The organism is Acinetobacter sp. X9, assembly GCF_054889255.1.
Genome location: NZ_CM142679.1, coordinates 3724419 through 3749656, shown reverse-complemented (window position 1 = coordinate 3749656; position 25238 = coordinate 3724419). Strand labels below are relative to the sequence as shown.

Here is a 25238-nt window from a genome sequence, read left to right as displayed (position 1 = left end):
TTAAAACTTCCACTGTGCGGAGATTGAAGCATTCAGTGGCTCACCCGGTTGAACCCACAAATCGCTATAGCTTGAAACATAGTAAGTTTTATCAAATAAATTGTTTACGTTCAGTTGATAGCGTAAGCGGTCAGATGGGGCATAGTAAGCATTTAAGTTCACGAGGGTATAGCTTGGTAAATTAAAGCCATTATCAAGGTTATGTCCGCTACGTTCGCCCACATAAGTAAGGTTGGCACCTACACCTGCTTTTGTTGAGCCTTCTTGTAGAAACTCATAATTGGTACTTACAGCACCTTGGTGTTTTGGCACATTGCTCAGACGGGCACCTTTTGGCAAGTCTTGGTCTTTTTCAATTTGAGCATCGGTATAGCTATAGTTGGCATTGACGAACCAGCGGTCAGTGATTTGGCTATTTAAGTCAAACTCAATTCCTTTACTACTCACTTCGCCTGCTGCAGTTTGAAGGTCTTTGTCGATGGGATCGGTTGTCAGCACATTCTGTTTTTTCATTTTAAACAGAGCAACACTCAGTACACTTTGGTCATTCACTTTATATTTGGTGCCTACCTCGTAGCTTTCGCCTTTTTCAGGGGCAAAAGTCTGACCATTTCGGTTCATACCACTATTCATGGCAAATGAGCGGCCATAGTTTGTATAAAACGCCCACTGATCAGAGGCTTTGAAATTTACTCCGAAACGCGGACTATTTTGATGAAGTGTCTGGTTGTCCTCGGTCTGTTTTATATGATTTTTAAAATCTTGCTCGACCTGATCAAAACGGTTGCCAACTAGCACACTCCACTGATCATTAAAAAAGATCTGGTCTTGTACATTCAGTGCAAAATAGCGTTGGCGCTCTTTAGTGTTGGTAAATGGAGCTAAGTTCGGTAAATATTTACCATATTCAGGTTGGTAAATATCAATAGTATTCACTGTAGTGGGAGAGTTTGAATCATGGTTTCGACGCAGTTGATATTGTTTATAGTCGAGTTGACCAAGCTCGGTTGAAAGCAAAATTTCATGGCGCGCCCACGAAGTATCAACCTTGCCAAGTAACTCTGTCTGAGCCAGAACATCTTGACTTGTATAATCACGATAGCGACGTTGACGCTCTAAAGTACGGCCATCGGCTTGCATACGACGAGGTTCGGTTGCAAAGCCGACCATTTTGGCATCTTTATAACTGACAGCACTATTTAGCTTCCAGTCAGGGTTAAATTCGTGACTCAGACGTAATTGGTAAAAGTAATCTTTTATTTTCAAATCGCCGTCGTCAGGTTCACCTGTAAAGGTTTTCGGGTCCATCACAAACTGGTGATTGACGGTGCTGACACCACGGTCAAAGGTTCCTTTATGCTCTGTAAATTCACTATCAAAGTCGAGTTGTGTTTGGTCTGAAATTTTCCATGTGAGCTGCGGTGAAAAGAACCAGCGTTCACTACTGACATGATCACGGAAGCTTTGATTATCTTCATGAGCCACTGCTACACGATAGGCCAGTTCATCGTTAATAGGCGCCGTGTGTTCCAGGCTTATTCGATATTGTTCTTGGGTATTGGCACGTAGGTTAAGTTCACTTTCGCTTTGCCACTGCGGTTTTTTACTGTTGAGGTTCAGCAAACCACCTGTTTCGCCGCGGCCATATAGCGCAGCCATTGGCCCTTTTAAAAACTCTAAAGATTCAATATTTACGACATCTTTTGGCGCATTAATCCCTCGGTTGACACTCAAACCGTTACGGATCATAGATGCACCTAAATTGGGATCAGTACTAAAACCACGGAAAGAGTAGTTATCCCAAAAGCCGCCACCAAAACTGTTTTGATGAAAAACCCCGCTCACCAAGCTTAATGCGTCATCAATCCGTTGAACGTCTTGTTGTTCCATCATTTGTTTTGAAACATAAGCACGGTTAAAAGGTACGTCTAAAACATCGTGAGAAAATTTAGTCGCCGAGCTATTTTGACTCACACCTTCTTGGGTACTTTCAGCCTGAACGCGTATGGTCTCAAGTACCGTTGACGTTTCTTCTGCCCAAGTGAATGTCGATATAAATGATAGACCCAACGAAGACAACAATCCTAATTTGTGTTGCATAAATAATCAGCCATGAAAGACAAAAGAACTATAATGTAATAGTATAACGTTACATTATTTTGTTGATTACTGCTATGTCTTTAGAAAAGAATATTGAACGTTTACAGTCGATTGATGCATTGCGTGGTTTGGTGATCATCATTATGTTGCTCGACCATGTCAGGGAAACTTTCTATTTACATAAACAGGTTACCGATCCAATGGACGTAACAGTAACAGAACCAGCATTATTTGGCAGTCGATTATTGGCACATATTTGCGCTCCGGTTTTTGTACTTTTAACGGGTATTTCTGCATTTTTATTTCAATCAAAAAAACAGGACTTACAACAAACGCGTGCCTTTCTATTAAAACGCGGCTTATTTTTAATTGTGTTAGAGCTTACCCTTGTGAATTTTGCATGGACAGCAACCTTTCCACCCCAAGTCATTTACTTACAGGTAATTTGGGCGATCGGCATTAGCATGGTGGTGCTAGCGTGCTGTGTAAGTTTGCCTTTACCAGTTCTTGCGGGTGTAGCGTTGGTGATTATTTTTGGGCACAACCTGCTAGATTCTGTGCACTTCTCACAAGGCATCCTACAGAATATATGGTTCGTTTTACATGAACGTGGCTGGCTTGAGTTTGCGGGTATCAAGCTTCGCACAAGTTACCCTGTTTTACCTTGGATTGGGGTAATTTTATTAGGCTACGTTTTAGGTCAGTTGTTTAGTTCAAAATATACAGCAAAGCAAAGAGGCCGTGCTTTACTCAGCCTTGGTTTAGCAAGTATTGGGCTATTTGTTTTATTGCGTTTAATCAACGTCTATGGTGACCAGCCGTGGCAGTATTTTGAGTCATTACAACTGAGCCTTATGAGCTTTTTTAACCTCACCAAGTATCCGCCGTCTTTATTGTTTATTTTGCTAAATGTTGGGATCGGACTAATTGTACTGACCGCTTTTGAACGTATGCAGCAATACTCATTTCTAAAACCATTGGTCGTGTTTGGCTCGGTGCCGATGTTCTTTTATTTACTGCATTTATATGTGCTGAAACTGATGTATGTATTTGCACTCAGTATATGGGGAGCTAACTATGGGAGCTATTTGTCGGTCGGCCATGTATGGATGCTGTGGCTAATCACGATTGTACTGTCTTTTGCACTCTATCCAGCAGTTAAATGGTTCTCGAAGTTCAAACATCAAAACAAGCATATCTCGATTTTAAAATATTTCTAATTTTCAAACGTGAGTAAAGCGAGTTCAAGAATGCTCGCTTTATTTACTCACATCTAGATACAGAGTTTCTTTGACTTCTTCCATGACCACATAACTGTGTGACGATGCTGAAGCGGGGAGTTTCTTTAGTAGATCTCCTAATAAGCGACGATATGCACTCATTTCTTTTAAACGCGCTTTTACGAGGTAGTCAAATTCGCCTGAAATAAGGTGACATTCAAGCACTTCAGGAATTTCGACTAAGTCTCTGGCTACCTGATCAAACACATCGCCTGATTTGGCAGATAACTTAATTTCTAAAAAGACAAGCAGGTTACGGTCCACAAAGGCTGGGTTTAACCGAGCGTAATAACCCATGATAATGCCATCGCGTTCTAGGCGTTTTACACGCTCCGAACAGGGGGTGGTCGACAGGTTAACTCTCGATGCCAATTCACTAATCGCAATTCGTCCTTCGCGCTGCAAAATATCCAGAATCATGCGATCTATACGATCTAAGGGGCGCATAGATATTTCCTCTTTTTTTAAAATTCTCGTGAGAAAAACATAAATTTACCTAGATTATAGCCTGAAAAACAGTGAAATAAACTATTGAAGCAGAAATATACTAGTTAAATAAACTGGTGTGCGTGAGGGAATGGAAATGCGCGTAATTGTTTTAGGTAGCGGCGTTATTGGAGTGGCAAGTGCCTATTATCTAGCTCAACAAGGAGCTGAGGTCACTGTTCTTGACCGTCAGTCAGGTCCTGCTGAAGAAACAAGCTTTGGTAATGCAGGTCAAATTTCGCCAGGGTATTCGACCCCTTGGGCAGCACCAGGAATCCCTTTTAAAGCTGTGAAGTGGATGTTCCAACATCACGCACCGCTTGCGATTAATTTAGATGGCAGCATGTGGCAGTTACAGTGGATGGCGCAAATGCTAAAAAACTGTAATCCACAAAGTTATGCTGTGAACAAAGAACGTATGATGCGTGTGGCTGAATACAGCCGTGATTGCTTACGTGAACTTAGAAAAGATACAGGCATTAATTACGAAAACCGCGCTAAAGGTACGTTGCAGTTATTCCGTAAAGACGCGCAAATGGAAGCGGTTCAACGCGACATTAGCGTGCTACAAGAGTGCGGCGTAAGCTACGAATTATTAAATGGCAACGAACTTGGTCGTGTAGAACCAGCGTTGGCAAATGCACAAGATAAACTCGTTGGTGGTTTACATTTACCAAATGACGAAACAGGCGACTGTTATTTATTTACCAATGCTTTAGCTCAAATTGCTAAAGAGTTAGGTGTTAACTTCCAGTTTAATCAGAACGTAGAAAAATTGATTGTTGAAGGCGATCAAATTAAGGGCGTTCAGGTCAATGGTAAGGTCTTAACCGCAGATCGTTATGTACTAGCGTTTGGTAGTTATTCACGTGATTTCTTGAAACCACTTGATCTACAGTTACCTGTATATCCTGTCAAAGGTTACTCGTTGACGATTCCTATTGTTGACCCAGCTTTTGCTCCACAATCTACAGTGCTTGATGAAACCTACAAAATTGCGATTACTCGTTTTGACCAACGTATTCGCGTAGGTGGAATGGCAGAGTTAAGCGGTTTCAATTTAGGTCTAAACGAAGACCGCCGTGCAACCTTGCAAATGGTGACTCAGGACTTGTTCCCGGGCGGTGATATGGCACAGGCTTCTTTCTGGACGGGTCTACGTCCAATGACTCCAGACAGTACCCCAATTATTGGTGCGACTCGCTTTAAAAATCTGTTCTTGAATACAGGTCACGGTACTTTAGGCTGGACCATGGCGTGTGGTTCAGGAAAATTAATCAGTGACATCGTATTGAATCATAAGACTGATATCAGTACCGATGGTCTTTCAATTCAGCGTTATTCACACGCACATGCTGCATAACGGACGTTAGGAAATTAATCATGCCTCGTCCTATTACCGCAGTCATCCACCGTCAAGCCTTACAAAATAACTTGGCGGTGGTACGCAAGGCTATGCCAAACAGTAAGGTCTTTGCCGTTGTAAAAGCCAATGCTTATGGACACGGAATTGAACGTGTTTATGAAGCATTTAAAGCAGCAGATGGCTTTGCCTTACTTGATCTTGATGAAGCAAAACGAATTCGCGCTTTAGGTTGGACAGGTCCAATTTTGTTGCTCGAAGGAGTTTTTTCTCCTCAAGACTTATTTGATTGTGTGCAGTATCAACTCAGTTTCACCATTCATAGTGAAGCGCAAATTGAGTGGGTAGAAAAGCATCCTTATCCGGCTCAATTTGATGTTTGCCTAAAAATGAACAGTGGTATGAACCGTCTTGGTTTTAAACCACAGCACTATGTTCAGGCATGGGAACGTTTAAATAACTTGGCAAATGTGTCCAAGATTACGCACATGATGCATTTTTCAGATGCAGATGGCGATCGTTTCGGCCAGCAAGGCATTGATTATCAAATTACTGCCTTTGAAGAAATTGTAAAAGATTTACCGGGTGAAAGGTCGGTAAGTAATAGTGCGGCAATTTTGCGCTATCAAGACCAGCTCAAATCAGATTATGCACGTAGCGGCATCATGCTCTATGGCAGCTCGCCAGACTACCCGACGCATAGTATTGCGGATTGGGGCTTACAACCGACCATGAGCTTACGCAGTGAAATTATTTCTGTTCAGCATTTAGAACCGAATGAAAGCGTCGGTTATGGCTCAAACTTTGTGGCAGAGCAATCCATGACGATTGGGATTGTGGCTTGCGGCTATGCCGATGGTTATCAGCGTATTTCACCAACAGGCACACCTGTTTTAGTGGACTCTGTCCGCACTCGTACAATTGGCCGCGTCAGCATGGATATGTTGGCAGTCGATTTAACGGGCATTGACAGTGCCAAAGTCGGCAGTGAAGTCGTGCTCTGGGGCCAATCAAGTACAGGCGTCGTTTTACCTATTGATGATGTCGCAGTTTCATCCGGTACGGTGGGTTATGAACTGATGTGTGCCGTCACTGCCCGTGTTCAATTTATTAATCAGGTATAAGGAAATCCGAATGTCTAATTCAGATATACAAAAGATTAACACTAACGAAGTCATGAGCGCCGTGACTGTTTTTAACAAAGTGGTTTATTTGTCAGGTCAGGTACCTAAAAATACCGAGCAAGACGTGGCAGGCCAAACTCGTGAAATTCTTGCAACGATTGATGAACTTTTGGCACTTGCTGATACCGATAAATCTCGCTTGCTTTCTGCGCAGCTCTATTTAAAAAATCTTTCTGACTTTTCAACCGTAAATGCAATTTGGGTTGACTGGTTAAAAGGGTGTGTTGCGCCATCGCGTGCCACAATTCAGGCCGATTTGGTCAATCCAAATTGGTTAATTGAAATTGCCGTGACGGCAGCACAAAAGTAATTCGTTTTTACTCCAAAAATGATGATGTATCTAACAGAAGGAAGATAGATACGGTTTATCCAGTCATTTTTTGGTGAACAGATTCAGTGACCTATGGCATACGGTTCGATTTTCGCCATAGGTTGCTGATCTTAACAAAGGAATTCAAAAAGGAATTTTAATATGACAACGGCTCGTCATTCAGATGCAGAAAATTCTCCTGATCATCTGCAACGAAAACTGTCTAACCGTCATTTACAACTGATTGCTATTGGCGGTGCAATTGGAACCGGCCTATTTATGGGCTCGGGTAAAACAATCTCCCTCGCAGGTCCTTCAATCCTTTTGATCTATATGATTATTGGAGGCATGTTCTTTTTCTTAATGCGTGCAATGGGTGAGTTACTCCTTGCAAATCTGCATTACAAATCTTTTGTTGATATGGCTCATGACCTGATTGGTCCTTGGGCGGGTTACTATTTGGGTTGGACTTATTGGTTGGGCTGGGTGCTGGTCGGTATTGCGGATCTTTCAGCAGTCATTAACTATTTGAGCTTCTGGTTGCCCGATGGAGCAAGCTTCTCTCCAACACAACAAGCCATGATTAGTGCAGGCTGCGTATTATTTGTGATGGGCCTTAACCTCCTAACAGTACGCCTATTTGGTGAAATTGAATTTTGGTTTGCACTCATTAAGATTTTGGCCATTATTGGCCTGATCGGAGTGGGTGGCTATATGATTTTCAGTCATTTCCAAGCTCCTCAAGGTGCTGTTGCAAGCATTAGTAATGTCTGGTCACATGGTGGTTTATTCCCGAAAGGTACAGAAGGCTTCTTGGCAGGATTCCAGATTGCTGTATTTGCTTTTGTCGGGGTGGAACTCGTAGGTACAACGGCTGCCGAAACCAAAGATCCACAGAAAAACTTGCCTAAAGCAATTAATGCGATTCCGGTACGTATTATTCTGTTCTATGTGTTGGCGCTATTTATTGTGATGTCAGTAACCCCGTGGGATCACATTCGTGCAGATAAAAGCCCGTTTGTTGAGTTATTCTTAAATGCGGGTATTCCTGTTTCAGCCATCATCATGAACTTGGTGGTACTGTCTTCAGTGATGTCTTCAATGAACAGCGGTGTGTTTTCAACCAGTCGTATGCTGTTCGGTTTATCAAAAGACGGTCAGGCACCGGGTGCATTTGGGCGTTTATCAAAACGTGCTGTACCTTCAAATGGTTTGATTTTCTCATGTATTTTCATTATGGGTGGGGCAGTGCTTCAGTACTTTGTTCCAAACACCATGGAAGCATTTACTTTAGCAAGTTCACTGTGTGTGATTCTATTCATTAGTGTCTGGAGTCTCATTATGGTGTGCTATTTACGCTATCGTAAATTACGTCCTGAATTACATGAAAAATCGACTTTCAAAATGCCGGGTGGCGTTTGGATGAGTTATGTGGTTTTGGCATTTATGCTTTTTACTTTGGTTATCTTGGCGCTAGAGCCAGATACTTTAAAAGCTCTGTATGTCAGTCCAGTATGGCTAGTCATTTTAGGTGTTACCTATCATATGTTGTACAAACCACGTATGAAAAAGCTAGGACGTGAACTCGTTAACGATCATTAAGTTTTATTAAAAAGCCAATCAATCATGATTGGCTTTTTTTATTTTCATCAGTTTTTTTATCGGAATAATGTTGTTTATTTTTGAATCAATAGCACAGTTTAGAGGGGGGTAGAAAAGCGACATCTTGTATTACCACATGCTACACTCCGGCTAATCTGGAAAATCCAGATATGTTAATTAAAATTGCCGTGAAGGCAGTACATAAATAATGTGACTTAAAAAAACAGGACAAACGATTTATCAATTAAGGAAAAAATATACTTGAACATCTTGTCCTGAGGTATAGACTCAGCAACCCACGATATACGGTTCGTTTTTCTCCCTATAGGTTGCTGATTTTAAGTTAAGCAAAATATAAAAAGGACTTCTAATATGACAATGGTTCATCATCCCGATGAGGCAAGCTCCCCTGATCATTTACAACGGAAATTAAATAATCGCCACTTACAAATGATTGCAATTGGCGGTGCAATTGGAACGGGCCTATTCATGGGCTCGGGCAAAACCATCTCCCTCGCAGGTCCTTCAATCCTCGTGATTTACATGATAATTGGTGGCATGTTCTTTTTTCTGATGCGTGCATTGGGTGAACTATTACTTGCCAACTTACATTACAAATCATTTGTCGATATGGCTTATGATTTGATCGGACCATGGGCTGGCTATTATATAGGCTGGACTTATTGGTTAGGCTGGGTACTGGTCGGTATTGCTGACTTGTCTGCGGTCATTAACTATTTAAGTTTCTGGCTGCCTGAAGGCGCCAGTTTCTCACCAATGCAACAAGCCATGATTAGTACAGGCTGTGTACTATTCATTTTAGGGCTTAACCTTCTTACGGTGAAGTTGTTTGGTGAAGTTGAATTTTGGTTCGCACTCATTAAGATCTTGGCCATTATTGGCCTGATTGGAGTCGGTGGTTATATGCTCCTTACTCATTTTCAAGCTCCGCATGGTGAGGTTGTGAGTGTAAGTAATGTGTGGTCGCATGGCGGCATATTTCCAAAAGGCGTAAGCGGATTTTTGGCAGGATTCCAGATCGCCGTATTTGCCTTTATTGGTGTTGAGCTGATTGGTACAACAGCTGCTGAAACCAAAGATCCAGAGAAAAATCTACCAAAGGCAATTAACGCGATTCCTGTACGTATTATTCTATTCTATGTGTTGGCACTCTTTGTGGTGATGTCAGTAACACCTTGGGATCACATTCGTGCAGATAAAAGCCCATTTGTTGAGTTGTTCTTAAATGCGGGTATTCCTGTTTCAGCCATCATCATGAACTTGGTGGTGCTGTCTTCAGTGATGTCTTCAATGAACAGTGGTGTGTTTTCAACCAGTCGTATGCTGTTCGGTTTATCGAAAGATGGTCAGGCGCCAAGTGCATTGGGACGTTTATCAAAACGTGCCGTACCTTCAAATGGTTTAATCTTCTCATGTATTTTCATTATGGGCGGGGCAGTGCTTCAGTACTTTGTTCCAAACACCATGGAAGCATTTACTTTGGCAAGTTCACTCTGTGTGATTCTCTTTATTAGTGTATGGCTTCTGATCATGGCATGCTATTTACGTTACCGTAAGTTGAGTCCTGAGCTTCACGCAGCATCAACCTTTAAAATGCCAGGTGGGGTGTTGATGGCGTATGTTGTCATTGCATTCTTCTTGTTTACTTTAGTGATTTTGGCACTAGAGCCAGATACATTGAAAGCACTCTACGTTAGCCCAGTATGGTTAGTAGTTTTAAGCGTAACCTACTATGCATTCTATAAACCGCGTATGAAAAAACTAGGCCGAGAAGTCTTTTAATTATCCTTTCTCGATTTACCCAAAAAGCCAATCATGATTGATTGGCTTTTTTATTGAGATGTCTAATCAACCAGTAAGTGTTGATATTTATCGGCTTGTTTACGTAAATAATCCCAGACGAGTTTAATGCGCGGTTCGTGCTGTAAATCAACAAAGGTCAGCATCCAGAAGGTATGCGTGAAACGAACTTGCTGCTCTAATACTTCTTCGAGTTCAGGTTTATCGTCTGCTAGAAACTTGGGCAAAATCGCAAGCCCTGCACCCGCACTGACCGCAATTTGCTGGGCCAAAATACTGCTGCTACGGAAGTTAGCATTGAGTTTCAAAGGTAACCGCTCTAAACAGTACAGCTCAGGGCTATACACCAGATCATCAATATAATTTACAAAGCGATGCTGAGTTAAATCTTCTAAACCGCGAATCGGTGGGTTTTGCGCTAGATAGTTTTGGCTGCCATAAATTTTTAAGCAGTAGTCTGACAAGCGAGTAATGATATAAGGCCCCGAGGTTGGGCGCTCAATCGACACGACAATGTCCGCTTCACGGTGTGAGAGCTTAATCATTTTTGGCACTGGAATCAGATCGATGGTGAGCAGTGGGTATTGAATGGAGAACTCAGCCAGTAAACGAGCTAAAAACGCAGTTCCAAAACCTTCAGGTGTGCCAATTCGCACACGACCTTGCAAAGGTTGATGTGGTTTTTCAATTTGTAAGAAGGCCTGTTCCATTTGCTCAACTCGAGGAACCAGTGCCATGCCTTCGAGTGTCAGCTCATAGCCTGTTGCTTCACGTTTAAACAACGTTGTACCCAAAGCAAGTTCTAGAGCCTGAATTCGTCTAGCCACCGTACTATGCTCGACACCAATAATACGTGCAGCATTGGTTAAGGTTTTAGTGCGAGCTAAAACCAGAAAAAACTGTAGATGATCCCAATCCACTTTCATTTTTGTTATTGTCCCTGTGCATATTTGCACAACAATCGTGCATGAATTTGCGTTGGTGGTCAAAGCTTTCTTTGTTAGTCTCAAATGAAACCTGAATAAAGAAAATACATAGATCAGTATTTTCTAATAACTGAACACAATAAAAATATGGCCTACGGAGAGGTTATGAACACAATCCAAAAAATCGAATTGGAAACCGCTAAGTTACTCATTAACGGACAGTTTATCGAATCTAAAACACAGGAATGGCAAGATATTATTAACCCAGCCACTCAGGAAGTGATTGGTCGCGTACCATTTGCTACAGTTCAAGAAGTTGACGCTGCTATTCAAGCCGCACAAGATGCTTTTGCTTCTTGGCGTCAAACGCCAATTCAGGCACGTATGCGCATTATGCTTAAGTTACAAGACTTAATTCGTGCCAACATGAAGGAAATTGCACAAGTCTTGACTGCTGAACAAGGCAAAACCTTGGCAGATGCCGAAGGTGATATTCAACGTGGTTTAGAAGTAGTTGAGCATGCTTGTTCGATCGGCACTTTGCAAATGGGTGAATATGTCGAAGGTGTAGCACGTGGCGTAGACACCTATACCTTGCAGCAACCTTTGGGTGTCTGTGCGGGTATTACGCCGTTTAATTTCCCTGCCATGATTCCACTTTGGATGTTCCCAATGGCAATTGTGTGTGGCAATACCTTCGTTTTAAAACCATCAGAACAAGACCCGTTATCAACCATGATGCTGGTTGAACTTGCGATTCAAGCAGGTATTCCAGCAGGTGTCTTAAACGTTGTGCATGGCGGCAAAGAAGTGGTTGACCGTTTGTGTACCCATAAAGACATTAAAGCGATTTCATTTGTGGGTTCAACTGCGGTTGGCACACATGTTTATAACCTTGCAGGACAACATGGCAAACGCGTGCAGTCGATGATGGGCGCAAAAAACCATGTGGTTGTCATGCCAGATGCCAATAAAGAACAAACCTTAAATGCCTTAGTCGGTGCAGCATTTGGTGCAGCAGGGCAACGCTGTATGGCATTGTCGGTTGCAGTCATGGTTGGCGACAGCAAACAATGGATTCAAGAGTTAGTTGAAAAAGCGAAAACCTTAAAAGTAAACGCAGGCCATGAGCCAAATACTGACATTGGCCCAGTCATTTCAAAACGTGCCAAAGCGCGTGTAATTGACTTGATTAATAGCGGTGTTGAGCAAGGTGCAGAACTTCTGCTTGATGGTCGCAATGTGCAAGTGCAAGGTTATGAGTCGGGCAACTTTGTAGGTGCAACGATTTTTAGTGGCGTAAATACCGACATGCGTATTTATAAAGAAGAAATCTTTGGTCCGGTACTTTCTATTATTTGTGTTGACACACTTGATGAAGCGATTGCTCTTATCAATGCCAACCCATTTGGTAACGGTGTAGGTCTATTCACACAAAGTGGTGCCATTGCACGTACTTTCCAAAACTTAATTGATATTGGTCAAGTCGGTATCAACATTCCAATTCCTGTACCTGTACCGTTCTTTAGTTTTACTGGTTCAAGAGGTTCTAAACTCGGCGATTTGGGACCATACGGCAAACAGGCTGTCCAGTTCTATACCCAGACCAAAACTATTACCAGTCGCTGGTTTGAAGATAGCCATGAAGTTGGCGGTGTAAACACCACCATTAGTTTACGTTAAGGGGATCACGGATGAATATCGCCTTTATCGGACTAGGAAATATGGGCGGCAAAATGGCCCATAACCTACTAAAAGCCGGAATCAAAGTGTATGGTTATGACCTCAGTGAAGTTGCTATTCAGCACTTCGCCGAGGCAGGTGGCATAGTCTGCGACAGCCCTCAGGCAGCAGTAAAACAAGCTGATGTAGTCATTAGCATGCTACCTGCCGCAAAGCATGTTAAAGACGTTTACTTGGGTGAAAATGGTGTTTTGGAAGTGCTAAAAGCAGGTAGCTTATGCATTGATAGCAGCACCATTGACCCGCAAACCATCAAAGATATTTCGGCTGTTGCGCATAGCAAAAATATTAAAATCTGTGATGCACCAGTCTCTGGTGGAACCATTGGTGCTCAAGCGGGAACTTTAACCTTTATGGTGGGTGCCGATGATCAAACCTTTAACGACGTAAAACCTGTACTCAGCCATATGGGCAAAAATATTGTTCATTGTGGTGATGTCGGTGCAGGCCAAATTGCCAAAATTTGCAATAACCTGATTTTAGGTATTTCAATGGCTGCGGTGGCCGAAGGCATGGCATTGGGTGTGAAACTCGGCATTGACCCACAAGCATTGGCAGGCGTCATTAACACCTCAAGTGGTCGTTGCTGGAGTTCAGATGTATGTAACCCATGGCCGCATATTAATGAAAATGCGCCTGCGTCTCGAGGTTATCAAGATGGTTTTGCCACTCAGCTGATGCTAAAAGATTTAGGACTCGCTGTAGAGGCCGCGGGCCAAGTCAAACAGCCCGTTGTATTAGGTGGTATGGTGCAACAGCTTTATCAGCAAATGTGTATGCGCGGTAATGCCAATCTCGATTTTTCGAGCATTATTCAGCAATACCTGCCACAAGAGGCATAACGGTAAAGCCAAAGGATGGCTTTAAACCAATAAATCAAACCCTGTCGTGAATAACAACAAATCCGGACTGAGGGAAAAGATATGATGGATTATCAAAATGCTGTACAGGCTTTCGATTTGGAAAGCACTGCTAAACAGATGTTGTCAGGTTCACTCGATGCACTGAACGCTTGTTATGAATGCTGTGATCGACATGCAGATGGCGACAAAATCGCGCTGTACTGGCAAGGAAAAGACGGACGAAAAGAGCAATATACCTTCCGTGAATTAAAAGAATGGTCGAGTCAATTTGCCAACTTTTTAAAAGCACAAGGTGTGAAAACGGGTGACCGTATTTCAGGTCTATTACCAAGAACACCTGAACTGATCGTGACGATTTTGGCAGCTTGGCGAATTGGTGCAGTCTATCAACCGTTATTTACTGCATTTGGCCCAAAAGCGATTGAGCACCGTATTCAGCTTGCACAAAGTAAGCTAGTAGTGACCGATATGGGGAACCGTAGCAAGCTTGATGAAATTGAAAATTGCCCTGCAATTGTGACGGTGGCCGACGCACAAGGTACTCCGCTTAAAGCAGGCGATTTTAATTTCTGGAATGAGGTGAAGCAGCAGTCCGATCAATGTGATCTGGTGATGCGTAACATTCAAGATCCTTTCTTGCTCATGTTTACTTCAGGTACTACAGGTCCTGCTAAACCTTTGGAAGTGCCTTTAAAAGCACTGATTGCCTTTGGTCGATATATGCAAGATGCCATTGGTTTAACAGAAGAAGACTCGTTTTGGAATATTGCCGATCCGGGTTGGGCGTATGGTTTGTACTATGCGATTACTGGGCCGTTATTCTTGGGCCACGCTACTTTGTTCTATGAAGGTGGGTTCAGCACAGATAGCCTATGCCAAATTGTGAAAGATTATAAAGTTAACAACTTGGCAGGTGCACCAACGGCTTACCGTATGATGATGGCAGCAGATCCAGCGCAAATGGCGCCGTTAAAAGGTCAGTTCCGTGTGGTGAGCAGTGCCGGTGAGCCGCTGAATCCTGAAGTCATTCGCTGGTTTAAACAAGTCCTTGATGCTCCGATTTATGACCACTATGGGCAAACTGAAGTCGGCATGGTGGTGTGTAATCATCATGGTTTAAAACATGAAATCCATGCTGGTTCAGCAGGTTTTCCAAGTCCGGGCTATCGTGTTGCGATTGTCAATGAACAAGGTGAAGAACTTCCGCCAGACACACCAGGAATTTTGGCAGTCGATATTAGCCAGTCTCCAATGATGTGGTTTGGTGGCTACAAAGAAAGCCGTAAATCGCCTTTTGTTGGTCATTACTACTTAACGGGCGACACTGCCGAGTTACATGCCGATGGCAGTATGAGCTTTGTAGGACGCAGCGATGATGTAATCACCACATCGGGTTACCGCATTGGTCCATTCGATGTAGAAAGTGCTTTGCTTGAACATGATGCTGTCATTGAGGCGGCAGTGATTGGTGTACCTGATCCAGACCGTACCGAAGTGGTTAAGGCATTCGTGATTTTATCCGCGACTACTCAACCATCAGAAACACTTGCTGAAGAACTCAGTCAATTTGTTAAAAGACGACTTTCTGCTCATGCTTACCCACGTTTAGTTGAATTTGTGAGTGAATTACCTAAAACTCCAAGTGGCAAAATTCAGCGCTTTTTATTGCGTAATCAAGAAATTGCTAAACAACAAGCTAAAGCAGGGTAAAGGAAATAATAATGCAATTTACCGAAGAACAATTACTTATCCGTGACATGGCGAAAAGTTTCGCCCAAGAACAAATTAAGCCTAATGCCAGCGATTGGGACCGAGACGGAACTTTCCCAAAAGAGACTCTGGCTCAAATGGGCCAACTCGGTTTTATGGGTATGCTTGTTTCAGAGCAATGGGGCGGTTCAGACACGGGTAACTTAGCCTATGTACTGGCACTCGAAGAAGTTGCGGCGGCAGATGGTGCAACCTCGACCATCATGAGCGTACATAACTCGGTTGGTTGTGTACCTATTTTAAAGTTTGGTACCGATGAGCAAAAAGAACGCTTTTTAAAAACTCTGGCACAAGGTGAAATGATCGGCGCTTTTGCCTTAACCGAACCACATACAGGTTCAGATGCGGGAGCCATTAAAACCCGAGCGGTGAAAGATGGCGATGATTACATTTTAAATGGTGCTAAGCAGTTTATTACCTCGGGTAATAATGCCGGTGTCATTATTGTGTTTGCCGTGACTGATCCGAGCGCGGGCAAAAAAGGTATTAGTGCCTTTTTAGTCCCACGCGAAACACCGGGTTATGAAGTGATTCGTGTAGAAGAAAAACTCGGTCTGCATGCGTCAGATACCTGCCAGATTGCCCTGACAGATGTGCGCATCCATAAAAGTCTTATGTTGGGTAAAGAAGGTGAGGGCTTGAAAATCGCTCTTGCCAATTTAGAAGGTGGACGTATTGGTATTGCTGCACAAGCAGTCGGTTTAGCACGTGCGGCGCTCGAAGAGGCGACCCGTTATGCCAAAGAGCGTATTACTTTTGGAAAACCAATTTTTGAGCATCAAACCATCGCATTTCGCCTTGCCAGTATGGCAACTGAAATTGAAGCAGCGAGACAACTGGTTCACTACGCTGCGCGTTTAAAAGAAGCAGGTCAACCGTGTCTCAACGAAGCTTCAATGGCCAAGTTATTTGCTTCAGAAATGACTGAGCGTGTGTGTTCGAGTGCACTACAAGTGTTTGGTGGCTATGGTTACCTCAGAGATTTCCCTATTGAACGTATTTATCGTGATGCACGTATTTGTCAAATTTACGAAGGCACCAGTGATATTCAGCGTTTAGTGATTGCACGTAGTCTATAAAATCAGAACAAGGAATAAATAATGCAGTGGCACAGTATTTTATTAGAAAAGCGTAATGGGGTTGGACTGATTACATTAAATCGCCCTCAAGCGCTCAATGCTTTAAACAGCGAATTAATTAGTGAAATTAATCAGGCATTAGATCAGCTCGAAAAAGACCGCGAAATTGGCTGCATGGTATTGGCAGGTTCTGAAAAAGCTTTTGCCGCAGGTGCCGACATTAAAGAAATGGCTGATTTAGCCTTTCCAGATATTTATTTTGATGACTTTTTCCATCTTGCAGACCGTATTGCACAGCGCCGTAAACCTCTAATTGCAGCGGTGAGTGGCTATGCATTAGGTGGTGGCTGTGAACTAGCGCTCATGTGTGACTTTATCTATTGTGCTGATAACGCTAAGTTTGGTTTGCCTGAAGTCACTTTAGGGGTAATTCCAGGTATTGGTGGCACACAACGTCTAACCCATGCAATTGGTAAAGCCAAAGCAATGGAAATGTGTTTTACCGCTCGTCAAATGGGCGCTGTAGAAGCAGAGCAAAGTGGTTTAGTCGCACGTGTGTTTAGCAAAGAAGAATTACTTGAACAAACCTTGCAAGCAGCTGAAAAAATTGCGACACGATCTTTAACTGCAAATATGATGCTCAAAGAAACCATTAACCGAGCTTTTGAAGTGAATCTGACTGAAGGCTTGCGTTTTGAAAGACGCATGTTCCATTCAATATTTGCAACATTTGACCAAAAAGAAGGAATGCAGGCGTTCGTTGAAAAACGAAAACCAAATTTTAAAAATCAGTAAGAGATCAATAAAATGAATACAGAAAATCACTTAATGATTGAGCAACAAGGTAAGTTGGGCATTATTACCTTAGACCGTGTGACTCATCTCAATGCATTGTCGCTAGACATGATTAAAAGTATTGGTGCCCAATTGGAACTGTGGCGAAATGATGCTGCTGTTCAGGCAGTATTAATTAAGTCAAATAGCCCAAAAGCCTTCTGTGCAGGTGGCGATATTCGCTATCTCTACGACAGTTATAAAAATGGCACGGCTGATTACAAAGGCTACTTTAGTGCCGAATATAAAATGCTAGATATACTGCGTGAATATGAAAAGCCAGTCATCGTCTTGCTTGATGGCTATGTTTTAGGTGGCGGATTTGGCTTGGCTCAAGCTTGTCACATTGTTGTGAGCAGTGAAAAGTCCAGATTTGCTATGCCTGAAACAGCGATTGGCTTTTTCCCAGACGTTGGCGCAACGCATTTCCTGTCTCGCCTTGATGATATTGGCGTTTATATGGCAATTACGGGCGAGCAGATCAGCAGCAGCGATGCGCTCTATCTCGATTTAATTGACTACCATGTGCCAAGCGAACAGTTACAAGCTTTGCAAGATGCTCTCGTTGAAGCGCCAAGTTTAAGCAAAGAGGGAATTGAACGCATCATTACCCGATTTATTACTCGCCCTGCCGAAAGCGAATTACAACAATTGGCTGAAGGTATTCGTAAACACTTTGGATATCAGCATTTAGATGAAATCGAGCAAAGTCTTGAAAATGAACAAGATGAAAGCTTAAAAACTTGGGCAAGTAAGATGCTCAGCATTTTGCAGCAGCGCTCATTTATTGCCAAACAAACCAGTTTAAAACTACAACATTTAGGTCGAGGGCTCTCTTTACCTCAGTGCATGCAGCTTGAACGTGATTTACAAGATATCTGGTTTGAGCATGGCGACTTTATTGAAGGTGTTCGTGCACTCATTGTCGATAAAGATAAACAACCACAGTGGCAAGAACGTAATTCGAGATTTGAGCCAATTTTAGAAAAATTGAGCTAAACCGAATTACAAAAACATAAAAAGCTTAAGGAGATAAAGCGAGACCTGAACATGCTTATGGTCAGGGCTGGTCATAAGCATAAAAAAGATAAAACAAGAAAATCTAAAAAGGATATTACGATGCAATCAATACATGGAAACGGTTCAAATACTAAAAAGTCGTCACATCGATTAGCAGGCATCTCTAGCATGGTCGGCACCACCATTGAGTGGTATGACTTTTTTATTTACGGTGCGGCAGCAGCGCTCATTTTTAATAAGCTATTTTTCCCAAATCTAGACGCACTTACCGGCGTGCTTGCTGCATTTGCAACCTATGCCGTTGGATTTATTGGGCGACCATTAGGAGGCCTAGTCTTTGGTCACTTTGGTGACAAGATTGGCCGTAAATCGATGTTGCTACTGACCTTGATGCTCATGGGGATCCCAACCGTACTTATTGGCTTATTACCGACTTATGAATCAATTGGATATTGGGCTGCGATTGGTTTGGTTGTCTTGCGATTCATTCAAGGTATGGCAATGGGCGGTGAATGGGGCGGTGCTGTGCTCATGGCCGTTGAACATGCACCAGAAGGCGGTAAAGGATTCTGGGGAAGCTTGCCTCAAGCCAGTACAGGTGGTGGCTTAATGCTAGCCTCAATCGCGTTGGGTCTGGTGTCGTTATTACCTGAAGAAGCACTGTTTAGCTGGGGTTGGCGTTTACCATTTCTTGCCAGTATTATTTTACTGGCAGTGGGTTGGTATATACGTGTAAAAGTGCCTGAGTCGCCAGATTTCGAAAAAGTAAAACAACAGTCTGAAGAAGTCAAAGTTCCTGCTTTACAGGTTTTTAAAAACCATCCAAAGCAACTCATCACCATTATTTTGGCTCGCGCAGCTGAGAATGCATGGTTTTATATTGCCTCAACATTTACATTGGCTTATACCACTGCACAACTTGGAATCCCACGCCAAGAAATTTTATTTGCCACCATTTGCGGCGCAGCCGTCATTTTATTTATGACGCCGTTATGTGGACATTTGTCGGATAAAGTCGGCCAACGCAATATGTTTATGTTTGGTCTATGCATATTGGCGCTTTACTGCTATCCATTCTTTACCATGCTCAACACAAAAGATCCTGTATTAGTTTGGACAGCAATTGTTTTAGCGATTGGTGTTGTGTTTCCGATTATGTATGCACCACAAGCTCAGCTTTTTGCACGTCAATTCCCCGCGGAAATTCGCTATAGCGGAATTTCAATTTCGGTGCAGTTGGCTGGCGTATTAGGTGGTGGTTTAGCACCAATGATTGCTACTAAATTATTGAGCGTCGGGCAGGGTAATCCATATTTAATTATGCTTTATATTGGAAGTATGGCTGTGGTTGCAATTATATCGACGACATTTATGCCACGCGATTGGAGTCCTAAAACAGATGAAGCTTATTATAAAAAGTCGAATTTAAATTTAAAAACCAAGATTGATTGATAGGCCTTAAGATTCTTGGTCATATTGCTACGTGACTATATAAAGATTGGGACTCATGCAGAAAATATGTAGGAGTCCCAAATAAGCAATTAAACATCAATCAGGCATGCAAACATAGAATATCCGTCAATAACCATGGGTGGACCTGCACGATGAGCACGAAAACCCGCAGCACGTAATAAACGTTCTACACCAAGAGGAGAGGTCGTAATAAGTTGTTTTGCGCCTTGTTCTCTTGCAAAGTTAATAGCTTCTTGCAGAATGGCAATAGAAACTGGCGATGACACTGCTTGGTTAGCTGTTGTAGGTGGATTCGAGAAATCTACAGCTGAAAACCTTGAGAGTTCCCAAATTTCTGGTGAGCAAGGAATAGGCATGCCATTAAGTAATTGAGGAAATATCTCACCAAGTAAATAAGGTTGAGTAGTCGGTAGTAATCTGGCACAACCAATAATATTAGATTCTCTATCTTGAGCGACGACATAGGCGGTATCGACTTTGTCAAACTGATCTAGTTCTTCATTATTAGGACAGTTCAACTCCCAACCTAAATATTCAACAAATACCCTATAGCGGTAATTTTTAAATTTAGTATATAGGCCTTCTGAAAAATTATTTTGAAATCCAGCAATAACATTCATTACAAGTGCTTCCACTTATTTTTCAAGTGACTTTACTTAACAGGTGGGGAAGCGGTAACTGTAAGAATTTACAGGTTTCTAAGAGAAATATGGGGTTAATTTAGCCATTGTTTGGGTTGTATTGATTTGAGCATAAATGAACTGTTCCCAGAACAAAGTATCGATTTTCTTTTCAATTAGTGTTTCAGTAACTTCAAATCCAATATCTGTACCAGATACATCAACAAGCATAATATTGCTTCGAGGCAGTCCAATTCTTTTTATACTCGTGATGCCATTGTACTCAATAAATTCCCAATCCCATCCCGTACTTAAAGCTGGAGTCAGTGATGTTGCCCATTCAGTAAAACCATAATAGAGAATTTGAGAATCTTCTATTTGTGTTGACTCAACAATAGATATGAGGTGTTGGAGCGGATAGTTCATAAGCTGGTTTTCATTCAGTCGAATAAAACCATCTGCTGATATTGAGAAATGAGGGGGGATGGTGACCATGCTACCTGTTCAAGTGACTTGAATTGGGGTTCAATGGATAAATAACATAAATTATTGCCAATAAAATACTGTTATGTTTAACAGGTTGAAGGCAATTTTATGACCAACATCGTTAAGCTGATCTTATTAGAGAGGTATTAGGATATTAAGATTTACTTATATGATAATAAAATGAATTTAGATTTTTAATGAGAAATAACTTCTTGAAAGTTAATAAATAGCACAACCGATCATGAAATTTATATAGCGCACTTGTTCTCATTATTAAATGGATAATGGCTGATAATACAAATTATAATCTAATTAGTTGATTTTTTAAATTATTGTGAATTTTTTTAGTTTGTATATATAATAAATGGTAAAATTACATAACTTCGTTGTTGTGGAAAGTTATTATTTAATTAAATTAACAAAAAATATAATATCAAGAATAAATTCTAGGCTACTTTTATCAATTTAAAAATAATTATTTTTTGGAATAAAATGCATCCTGTAAAATTTTTTTTTCAAGCATAATTTGCACCTGAAATATAACAACTTTAAAAGCTTTCAGAAATTTAGTTTATCTGAATAATTTACAACCATTTAGGCTTAAAAGTGTTGTTAATTGAATGATGAATTCAAAATCTATAATTGAGAAATCAATAAAAGAGGAATAGGTGGTGAAATATTTTAGTAACCTAAAAATCTTTTAGATTCTCGGATCGATCGCTTTATTGAAATAAGGGTAAAAGACAAGGCTTATACTTCAATTTGATCGCTTGGATTTATAAAATGTAAATGAACAAAAAATGATTTTTGGTCGGAGTCTAATGAGAGCAAATGGACAGTTGGCAAGAGGATTTATTATCAGCATTTCTGGTCGTACAAGATGAATACCAGTTATTTGAGATCGTTAAATCTACAGCTTCAAAGCTTGGCTTTGATTATTGTGCTTATGGTATGCAGTCGCCATTATCCATTGCTGAACCAAAAACGATTATGTTGAATAATTATCCAGAAGCATGGCAAAAGCGTTATGTAGAACAACAGTATGTCAAGGTTGACCCAACTGTGCAGCATTGTATGGTATCACTTCAACCTCTTGTCTGGTCGAGCCAATCTGCAAAGACACAAGAAGAAAAAGATTTCTGGGAGGAGGCACGTTCTTATGGCCTTAATGTGGGTTGGGCTCAGTCAAGCCGTGATTTTATTGGGACCAGAGGAATGTTAACACTCGCAAGATCCAGTGACCAATTGTCAGAGAAAGAGCAAAAGGCACAATATACAAATATGTACTGGTTGACTCAAATAGTACATTCCAGCATTGCTAAAATTGTGAATGATGTCGAGTTCTCTCAGTTTAATCTTTATTTAACAAACCGTGAAAAGGAGGTGCTACGTTGGACAGCTGAGGGTAAAACGTCAGCTGAGATTGCCCAGATTCTCGGAGTAACTGAAAGAACAGTAAATTTCCATCTCTGTAACTCAATGCAAAAGTTAAACGTAAATAATAAAATATCAGCAGCTATCAGGGCTGTAATGCTAGGCCTTTTGTAAAACCAAGTTTATAATATGAAGTTGAATAAAGATATTTTGTTTGTATTTTAAACCAAATGTTAAAAATAATATTTATTTTAATAAATATAAATAATTTAATTTTTATTTAAGCTATCTAAAGTTTAATTAAATTTAAATTGTTGTTTTATTTTGATTTAGAATACAATATTTATTGTGATTAAAATATATATTATTACTGCTGCCTTTAATTTTTTAATATTTTTACACAATCTTAAAGTGAAGTTGATAGATTTAAGAAATTAACTTATAACTCTTGGATGATACCTAATTTTGAATCTTGAATTGTTAGTTAAATATGATTAACTCAATTCTTTCCTTTGAATTTAAAGGGTGGTGGAGTGAATATATTTCTGAATTGGATTAAATTTAATCATAGAAATTATAAATGTTATCTCAAGTAAGAACCTAAATTTAAGGATCCATAAAAGAAAAATTCGAACTAAGTAAGTATTTTTTAGATTAGAAAATCTTCAAAATCTTTACTTAAGAGTTTCTGGATCGAGACTATAGAATGAGTTTTTAAATTTAATTAATCAAAAAAACTTATACTCTATGACTGAATAAAAATAATTATAAAAGTAATTTAAATTCTTAATTTTAAATAAAAGCTATCTAACCTGTAAATACTTACAGGTGTAATAAAAAACACCCACACATAAAATATAATGTGAATTTATATTTTAAACAAAAAAGTATATTCATTTTTATTAAACCCCCAGCTAGAAGTTGAGTTTCTGAAATAGCAGGTTTTTTTAAGGGTTAATTATAATTAATCGGAGTAAGTTATGGCTGTAATGTGTACGGATAATATCATTGCAACTTTGGAATCCCACGCGAAATTAAATGGAGCTAAGACCGCTTTCGAGTATTTAGGACGTCAATCTGGTGGTATTCAATCTCTGACGTATGCGGAACTCAATAAGCGAGTTCAACACCAAGCTCAGATACTACTAAACCTTGTAGACAGTGGCGATCGTGCAGTATTGCTATTTGAACCTGGCCTAGACTTTATCGTATCGTTCTTTGCTTGTCTGAAAGCCAAAATTATCGCAGTACCAGTCAGCTTACCGTTTAATCGTAATGGTTTTTCTAATATTTTGAATATTATGAATGACTGTGAGCCAAAGATCGTACTCACAACAAAAAAGATTCTTGAGCTATCAGGTCTGATCACATTAAAGGCTCAAAATGAAAGTTTAATACTGCATGCCGTTGATGCCCAATTGCAGCGTGATTTGGTAGAAAAGGATTTTCCGCTTATTGCAGAACAAGATATCTGCTTCCTGCAATATACTTCAGGATCAACAGGTTGGCCTAAAGGGGTGATCGTTACCCATAAGAATATTATGGCAAATGAAGTCATGATTGCCGAAGCATTTTGTACGCAGCCAGATGATATTGGTCTGACATGGCTACCTGTTTATCATGACATGGGATTGATCGGATCAGTTTTGCAGACTGTGTATGTAGGTCTGACCTGCTATGTAATGTCACCGCTGGATTTTATTCGTAAACCACTGAAATGGCTACAATTTATTAGTGAGAAAGGTGTCACGATCAGTGGTGGACCAAACTTTGCCTATGAATTGTGTTTGCATCGTATCTCTGATGAGGATGCTGCAGCGCTTGATCTGAGTCGCGTTCGTGTAATGTTTAACGGTGCCGAGCCAATCAAAGCTCACGTTATGCAGCGCTTCATGGAGAAGTTTAATACTCAATCGAAATTGAAACTGGATACTTTCTTACCATGCTATGGCTTGGCAGAGGTCACGCTCTTAGTCAGTGGTGTGACTGGTCCTCTCAATGCAATTTCACTTGATCGTGACAAATTAAATGCTCACTTGGTACAAAGCAGTCAAGACCAGAATGCTGTGCAAGTGGTGAGCTGTGGCAAGATATCTGCGCACATAGATTGCCGCATCGTCAATCCGCATACCCGTCAAGAAGTAGCTGATCATGAAGTCGGTGAAATCTGGTTGGCGGGTGAGAGTGTGACAGCAGGTTACTGGCAGAAGCCAGAGGTCAATCAGGAAACTTTTGCGGCGACTATCATTGATGATGCGGGTCAGCCTAGCCAAGTACATTACTTAAGAACGGGCGATATGGGCTTTATCAAAGATGGAGACCTTTATGTGACTGGTCGTCTTAAGGATGTGATTATTATTCGTGGCAAGAACTATTACCCACAAGATATCGAGTGCTCTGTTGAAATGGCGCATCCTGCTGTTCGTAAAGGTTGTGTTGCAGCAGTGAATGTTGCTGATTCTGACGGTGTTACGGTTGTACTTGAGATCAAAAAGAAATCACTAGATAAGACTCTCAATTTTGAAGCTATTAGAACTCAGGTTAAGGAGCAAGTAACAGCTGAGATTGGCTTGCCTGTAGAAGGTGTCTTTTTACTGCATCAAGGCCGAATAAATAAGACCACGAGCGGCAAAATTAGAAGAAGAAAAATTAAAGAGCAGATCGAACGCGGTCAATTGGTCTGTTTAACCCATCCAAACCGTAGAACGATGATTGCTCGAAACTATGTCAAAAACGGTTTAGAAGTCATCCGTGATCGTGAGCAGCGGGGGCAGCTGATTCGTTATAGCTCTAATCTACTCAACTCAATGATCAAGGAACGTGAAGTGCGCAAGCTGATTTTTAATCGTCTGAAAAGTGCTTTGTTTTAACCCTTACCCTTTAATCATTTGAGTGAAAATTCAT

The 25238-nt window shown here is 41.1% G+C and carries 20 protein-coding genes; 15 read left to right on the top strand and 5 right to left on the bottom strand.

Translation table 11 applies throughout. The annotated features are described in order from the left end of the window. On the bottom strand, positions 1-2100 hold the full coding sequence (locus ACYU0V_RS17850; protein WP_461848485.1) for a TonB-dependent receptor: 2100 nt from the start codon (positions 2098-2100) through the stop codon (positions 1-3). A gap of 74 nt (positions 2101-2174) precedes the next feature. Here ACYU0V_RS17850 and ACYU0V_RS17845 point away from each other — a divergent pair, with 74 nt between their 5' ends. Next, entirely contained in the window at positions 2175-3320 is a 1146-nt protein-coding gene (locus ACYU0V_RS17845) for a DUF1624 domain-containing protein (RefSeq protein WP_461848483.1), read from the top strand. A 39-nt stretch (positions 3321-3359) separates the two neighbouring features. On the opposite strand, the gene ACYU0V_RS17840 is transcribed toward ACYU0V_RS17845, so the two are convergent. Next, positions 3360-3827, bottom strand: coding sequence for an Lrp/AsnC ligand binding domain-containing protein (locus ACYU0V_RS17840; protein ID WP_005804788.1), 468 nt, complete (start codon positions 3825-3827; stop codon positions 3360-3362). Positions 3828-3963: 136 nt separating this feature from the next. Between ACYU0V_RS17840 and ACYU0V_RS17835 the strand changes: the two genes are divergently transcribed. The 5 genes from ACYU0V_RS17835 (at position 3964) to ACYU0V_RS17815 (ending at position 10128) form a co-directional block, all read left to right on the top strand. Beyond that, positions 3964-5229 (top strand): D-amino acid dehydrogenase, encoded by a 1266-nt coding sequence (locus ACYU0V_RS17835; protein ID WP_461848481.1) that lies wholly within the window; start codon positions 3964-3966, stop codon positions 5227-5229. Between the two features lie 20 nt (positions 5230-5249). Continuing rightward, complete coding sequence (gene alr / locus ACYU0V_RS17830) at positions 5250-6353, top strand: alanine racemase (protein WP_461848479.1); 1104 nt, start codon at positions 5250-5252, stop codon at positions 6351-6353. A gap of 10 nt (positions 6354-6363) precedes the next feature. Beyond that, positions 6364-6723: a RidA family protein gene (locus tag ACYU0V_RS17825; RefSeq protein WP_049064657.1), complete on the top strand. Its 360-nt coding sequence runs from the start codon at positions 6364-6366 to the stop codon at positions 6721-6723. Between the two features lie 162 nt (positions 6724-6885). Further along, positions 6886-8325: an amino acid permease gene (locus tag ACYU0V_RS17820; RefSeq protein WP_004705996.1), complete on the top strand. Its 1440-nt coding sequence runs from the start codon at positions 6886-6888 to the stop codon at positions 8323-8325. A gap of 378 nt (positions 8326-8703) precedes the next feature. Further along, on the top strand, positions 8704-10128 hold the full coding sequence (locus tag ACYU0V_RS17815; RefSeq protein WP_081409944.1) for an amino acid permease: 1425 nt from the start codon (positions 8704-8706) through the stop codon (positions 10126-10128). Positions 10129-10190: 62 nt separating this feature from the next. Here ACYU0V_RS17815 and ACYU0V_RS17810 read toward each other — a convergent pair whose 3' ends face one another. After that, positions 10191-11072 (bottom strand): LysR family transcriptional regulator, encoded by an 882-nt coding sequence (locus ACYU0V_RS17810; RefSeq protein ID WP_032010330.1) that lies wholly within the window; start codon positions 11070-11072, stop codon positions 10191-10193. Between the two features lie 165 nt (positions 11073-11237). Here ACYU0V_RS17810 and ACYU0V_RS17805 point away from each other — a divergent pair, with 165 nt between their 5' ends. The 7 genes from ACYU0V_RS17805 (at position 11238) to ACYU0V_RS17775 (ending at position 19833) form a co-directional block, all read left to right on the top strand. Beyond that, complete coding sequence (locus tag ACYU0V_RS17805) at positions 11238-12755, top strand: CoA-acylating methylmalonate-semialdehyde dehydrogenase (protein ID WP_212512047.1); 1518 nt, start codon at positions 11238-11240, stop codon at positions 12753-12755. 11 nt (positions 12756-12766) lie between these two features. Beyond that, on the top strand, positions 12767-13657 hold the full coding sequence (gene mmsB / locus ACYU0V_RS17800) for a 3-hydroxyisobutyrate dehydrogenase (RefSeq protein ID WP_461848476.1): 891 nt from the start codon (positions 12767-12769) through the stop codon (positions 13655-13657). Between the two features lie 81 nt (positions 13658-13738). Next, complete coding sequence (locus ACYU0V_RS17795; protein WP_174739171.1) at positions 13739-15388, top strand: AMP-binding protein; 1650 nt, start codon at positions 13739-13741, stop codon at positions 15386-15388. Between the two features lie 11 nt (positions 15389-15399). Next, positions 15400-16527, top strand: a complete 1128-nt coding sequence (locus ACYU0V_RS17790; protein WP_191000866.1) for an acyl-CoA dehydrogenase family protein — start codon at positions 15400-15402, stop codon at positions 16525-16527. Between the two features lie 21 nt (positions 16528-16548). Further along, positions 16549-17322, top strand: a complete 774-nt coding sequence (locus ACYU0V_RS17785; protein WP_191000865.1) for an enoyl-CoA hydratase — start codon at positions 16549-16551, stop codon at positions 17320-17322. Between the two features lie 12 nt (positions 17323-17334). Then, the gene (locus ACYU0V_RS17780; protein WP_461848475.1) at positions 17335-18360 is read left to right on the top strand and encodes an enoyl-CoA hydratase/isomerase family protein; all 1026 of its coding nucleotides are present in this window, start codon (positions 17335-17337) and stop codon (positions 18358-18360) included. A 120-nt stretch (positions 18361-18480) separates the two neighbouring features. Further along, positions 18481-19833 carry an MFS transporter gene (locus tag ACYU0V_RS17775; RefSeq protein WP_086376411.1) on the top strand — a complete coding sequence of 451 codons (1353 nt, stop codon included), beginning with the start codon at positions 18481-18483 and terminating at the stop codon, positions 19831-19833. Positions 19834-19922: 89 nt separating this feature from the next. Here the strand turns inward: ACYU0V_RS17775 and abaI are convergent, their stop codons facing one another. Both abaI and ACYU0V_RS17765 read right to left on the bottom strand, forming a co-directional pair. Continuing rightward, positions 19923-20489: an acyl-homoserine-lactone synthase AbaI gene (abaI, locus tag ACYU0V_RS17770; protein WP_461848473.1), complete on the bottom strand. Its 567-nt coding sequence runs from the start codon at positions 20487-20489 to the stop codon at positions 19923-19925. Positions 20490-20552: 63 nt separating this feature from the next. Beyond that, on the bottom strand, positions 20553-20969 hold the full coding sequence (locus tag ACYU0V_RS17765) for a DUF4902 domain-containing protein (RefSeq protein ID WP_002118068.1): 417 nt from the start codon (positions 20967-20969) through the stop codon (positions 20553-20555). A gap of 822 nt (positions 20970-21791) precedes the next feature. Between ACYU0V_RS17765 and abaR the strand changes: the two genes are divergently transcribed. After that, positions 21792-22508, top strand: a complete 717-nt coding sequence (abaR, locus tag ACYU0V_RS17760; RefSeq protein ID WP_046813537.1) for a LuxR family transcriptional regulator AbaR — start codon at positions 21792-21794, stop codon at positions 22506-22508. A gap of 806 nt (positions 22509-23314) precedes the next feature. Next, the gene (locus tag ACYU0V_RS17755; protein WP_373883574.1) at positions 23315-25204 is read left to right on the top strand and encodes a fatty acyl-AMP ligase; all 1890 of its coding nucleotides are present in this window, start codon (positions 23315-23317) and stop codon (positions 25202-25204) included. Positions 25205-25238 lie beyond the last annotated feature (34 nt).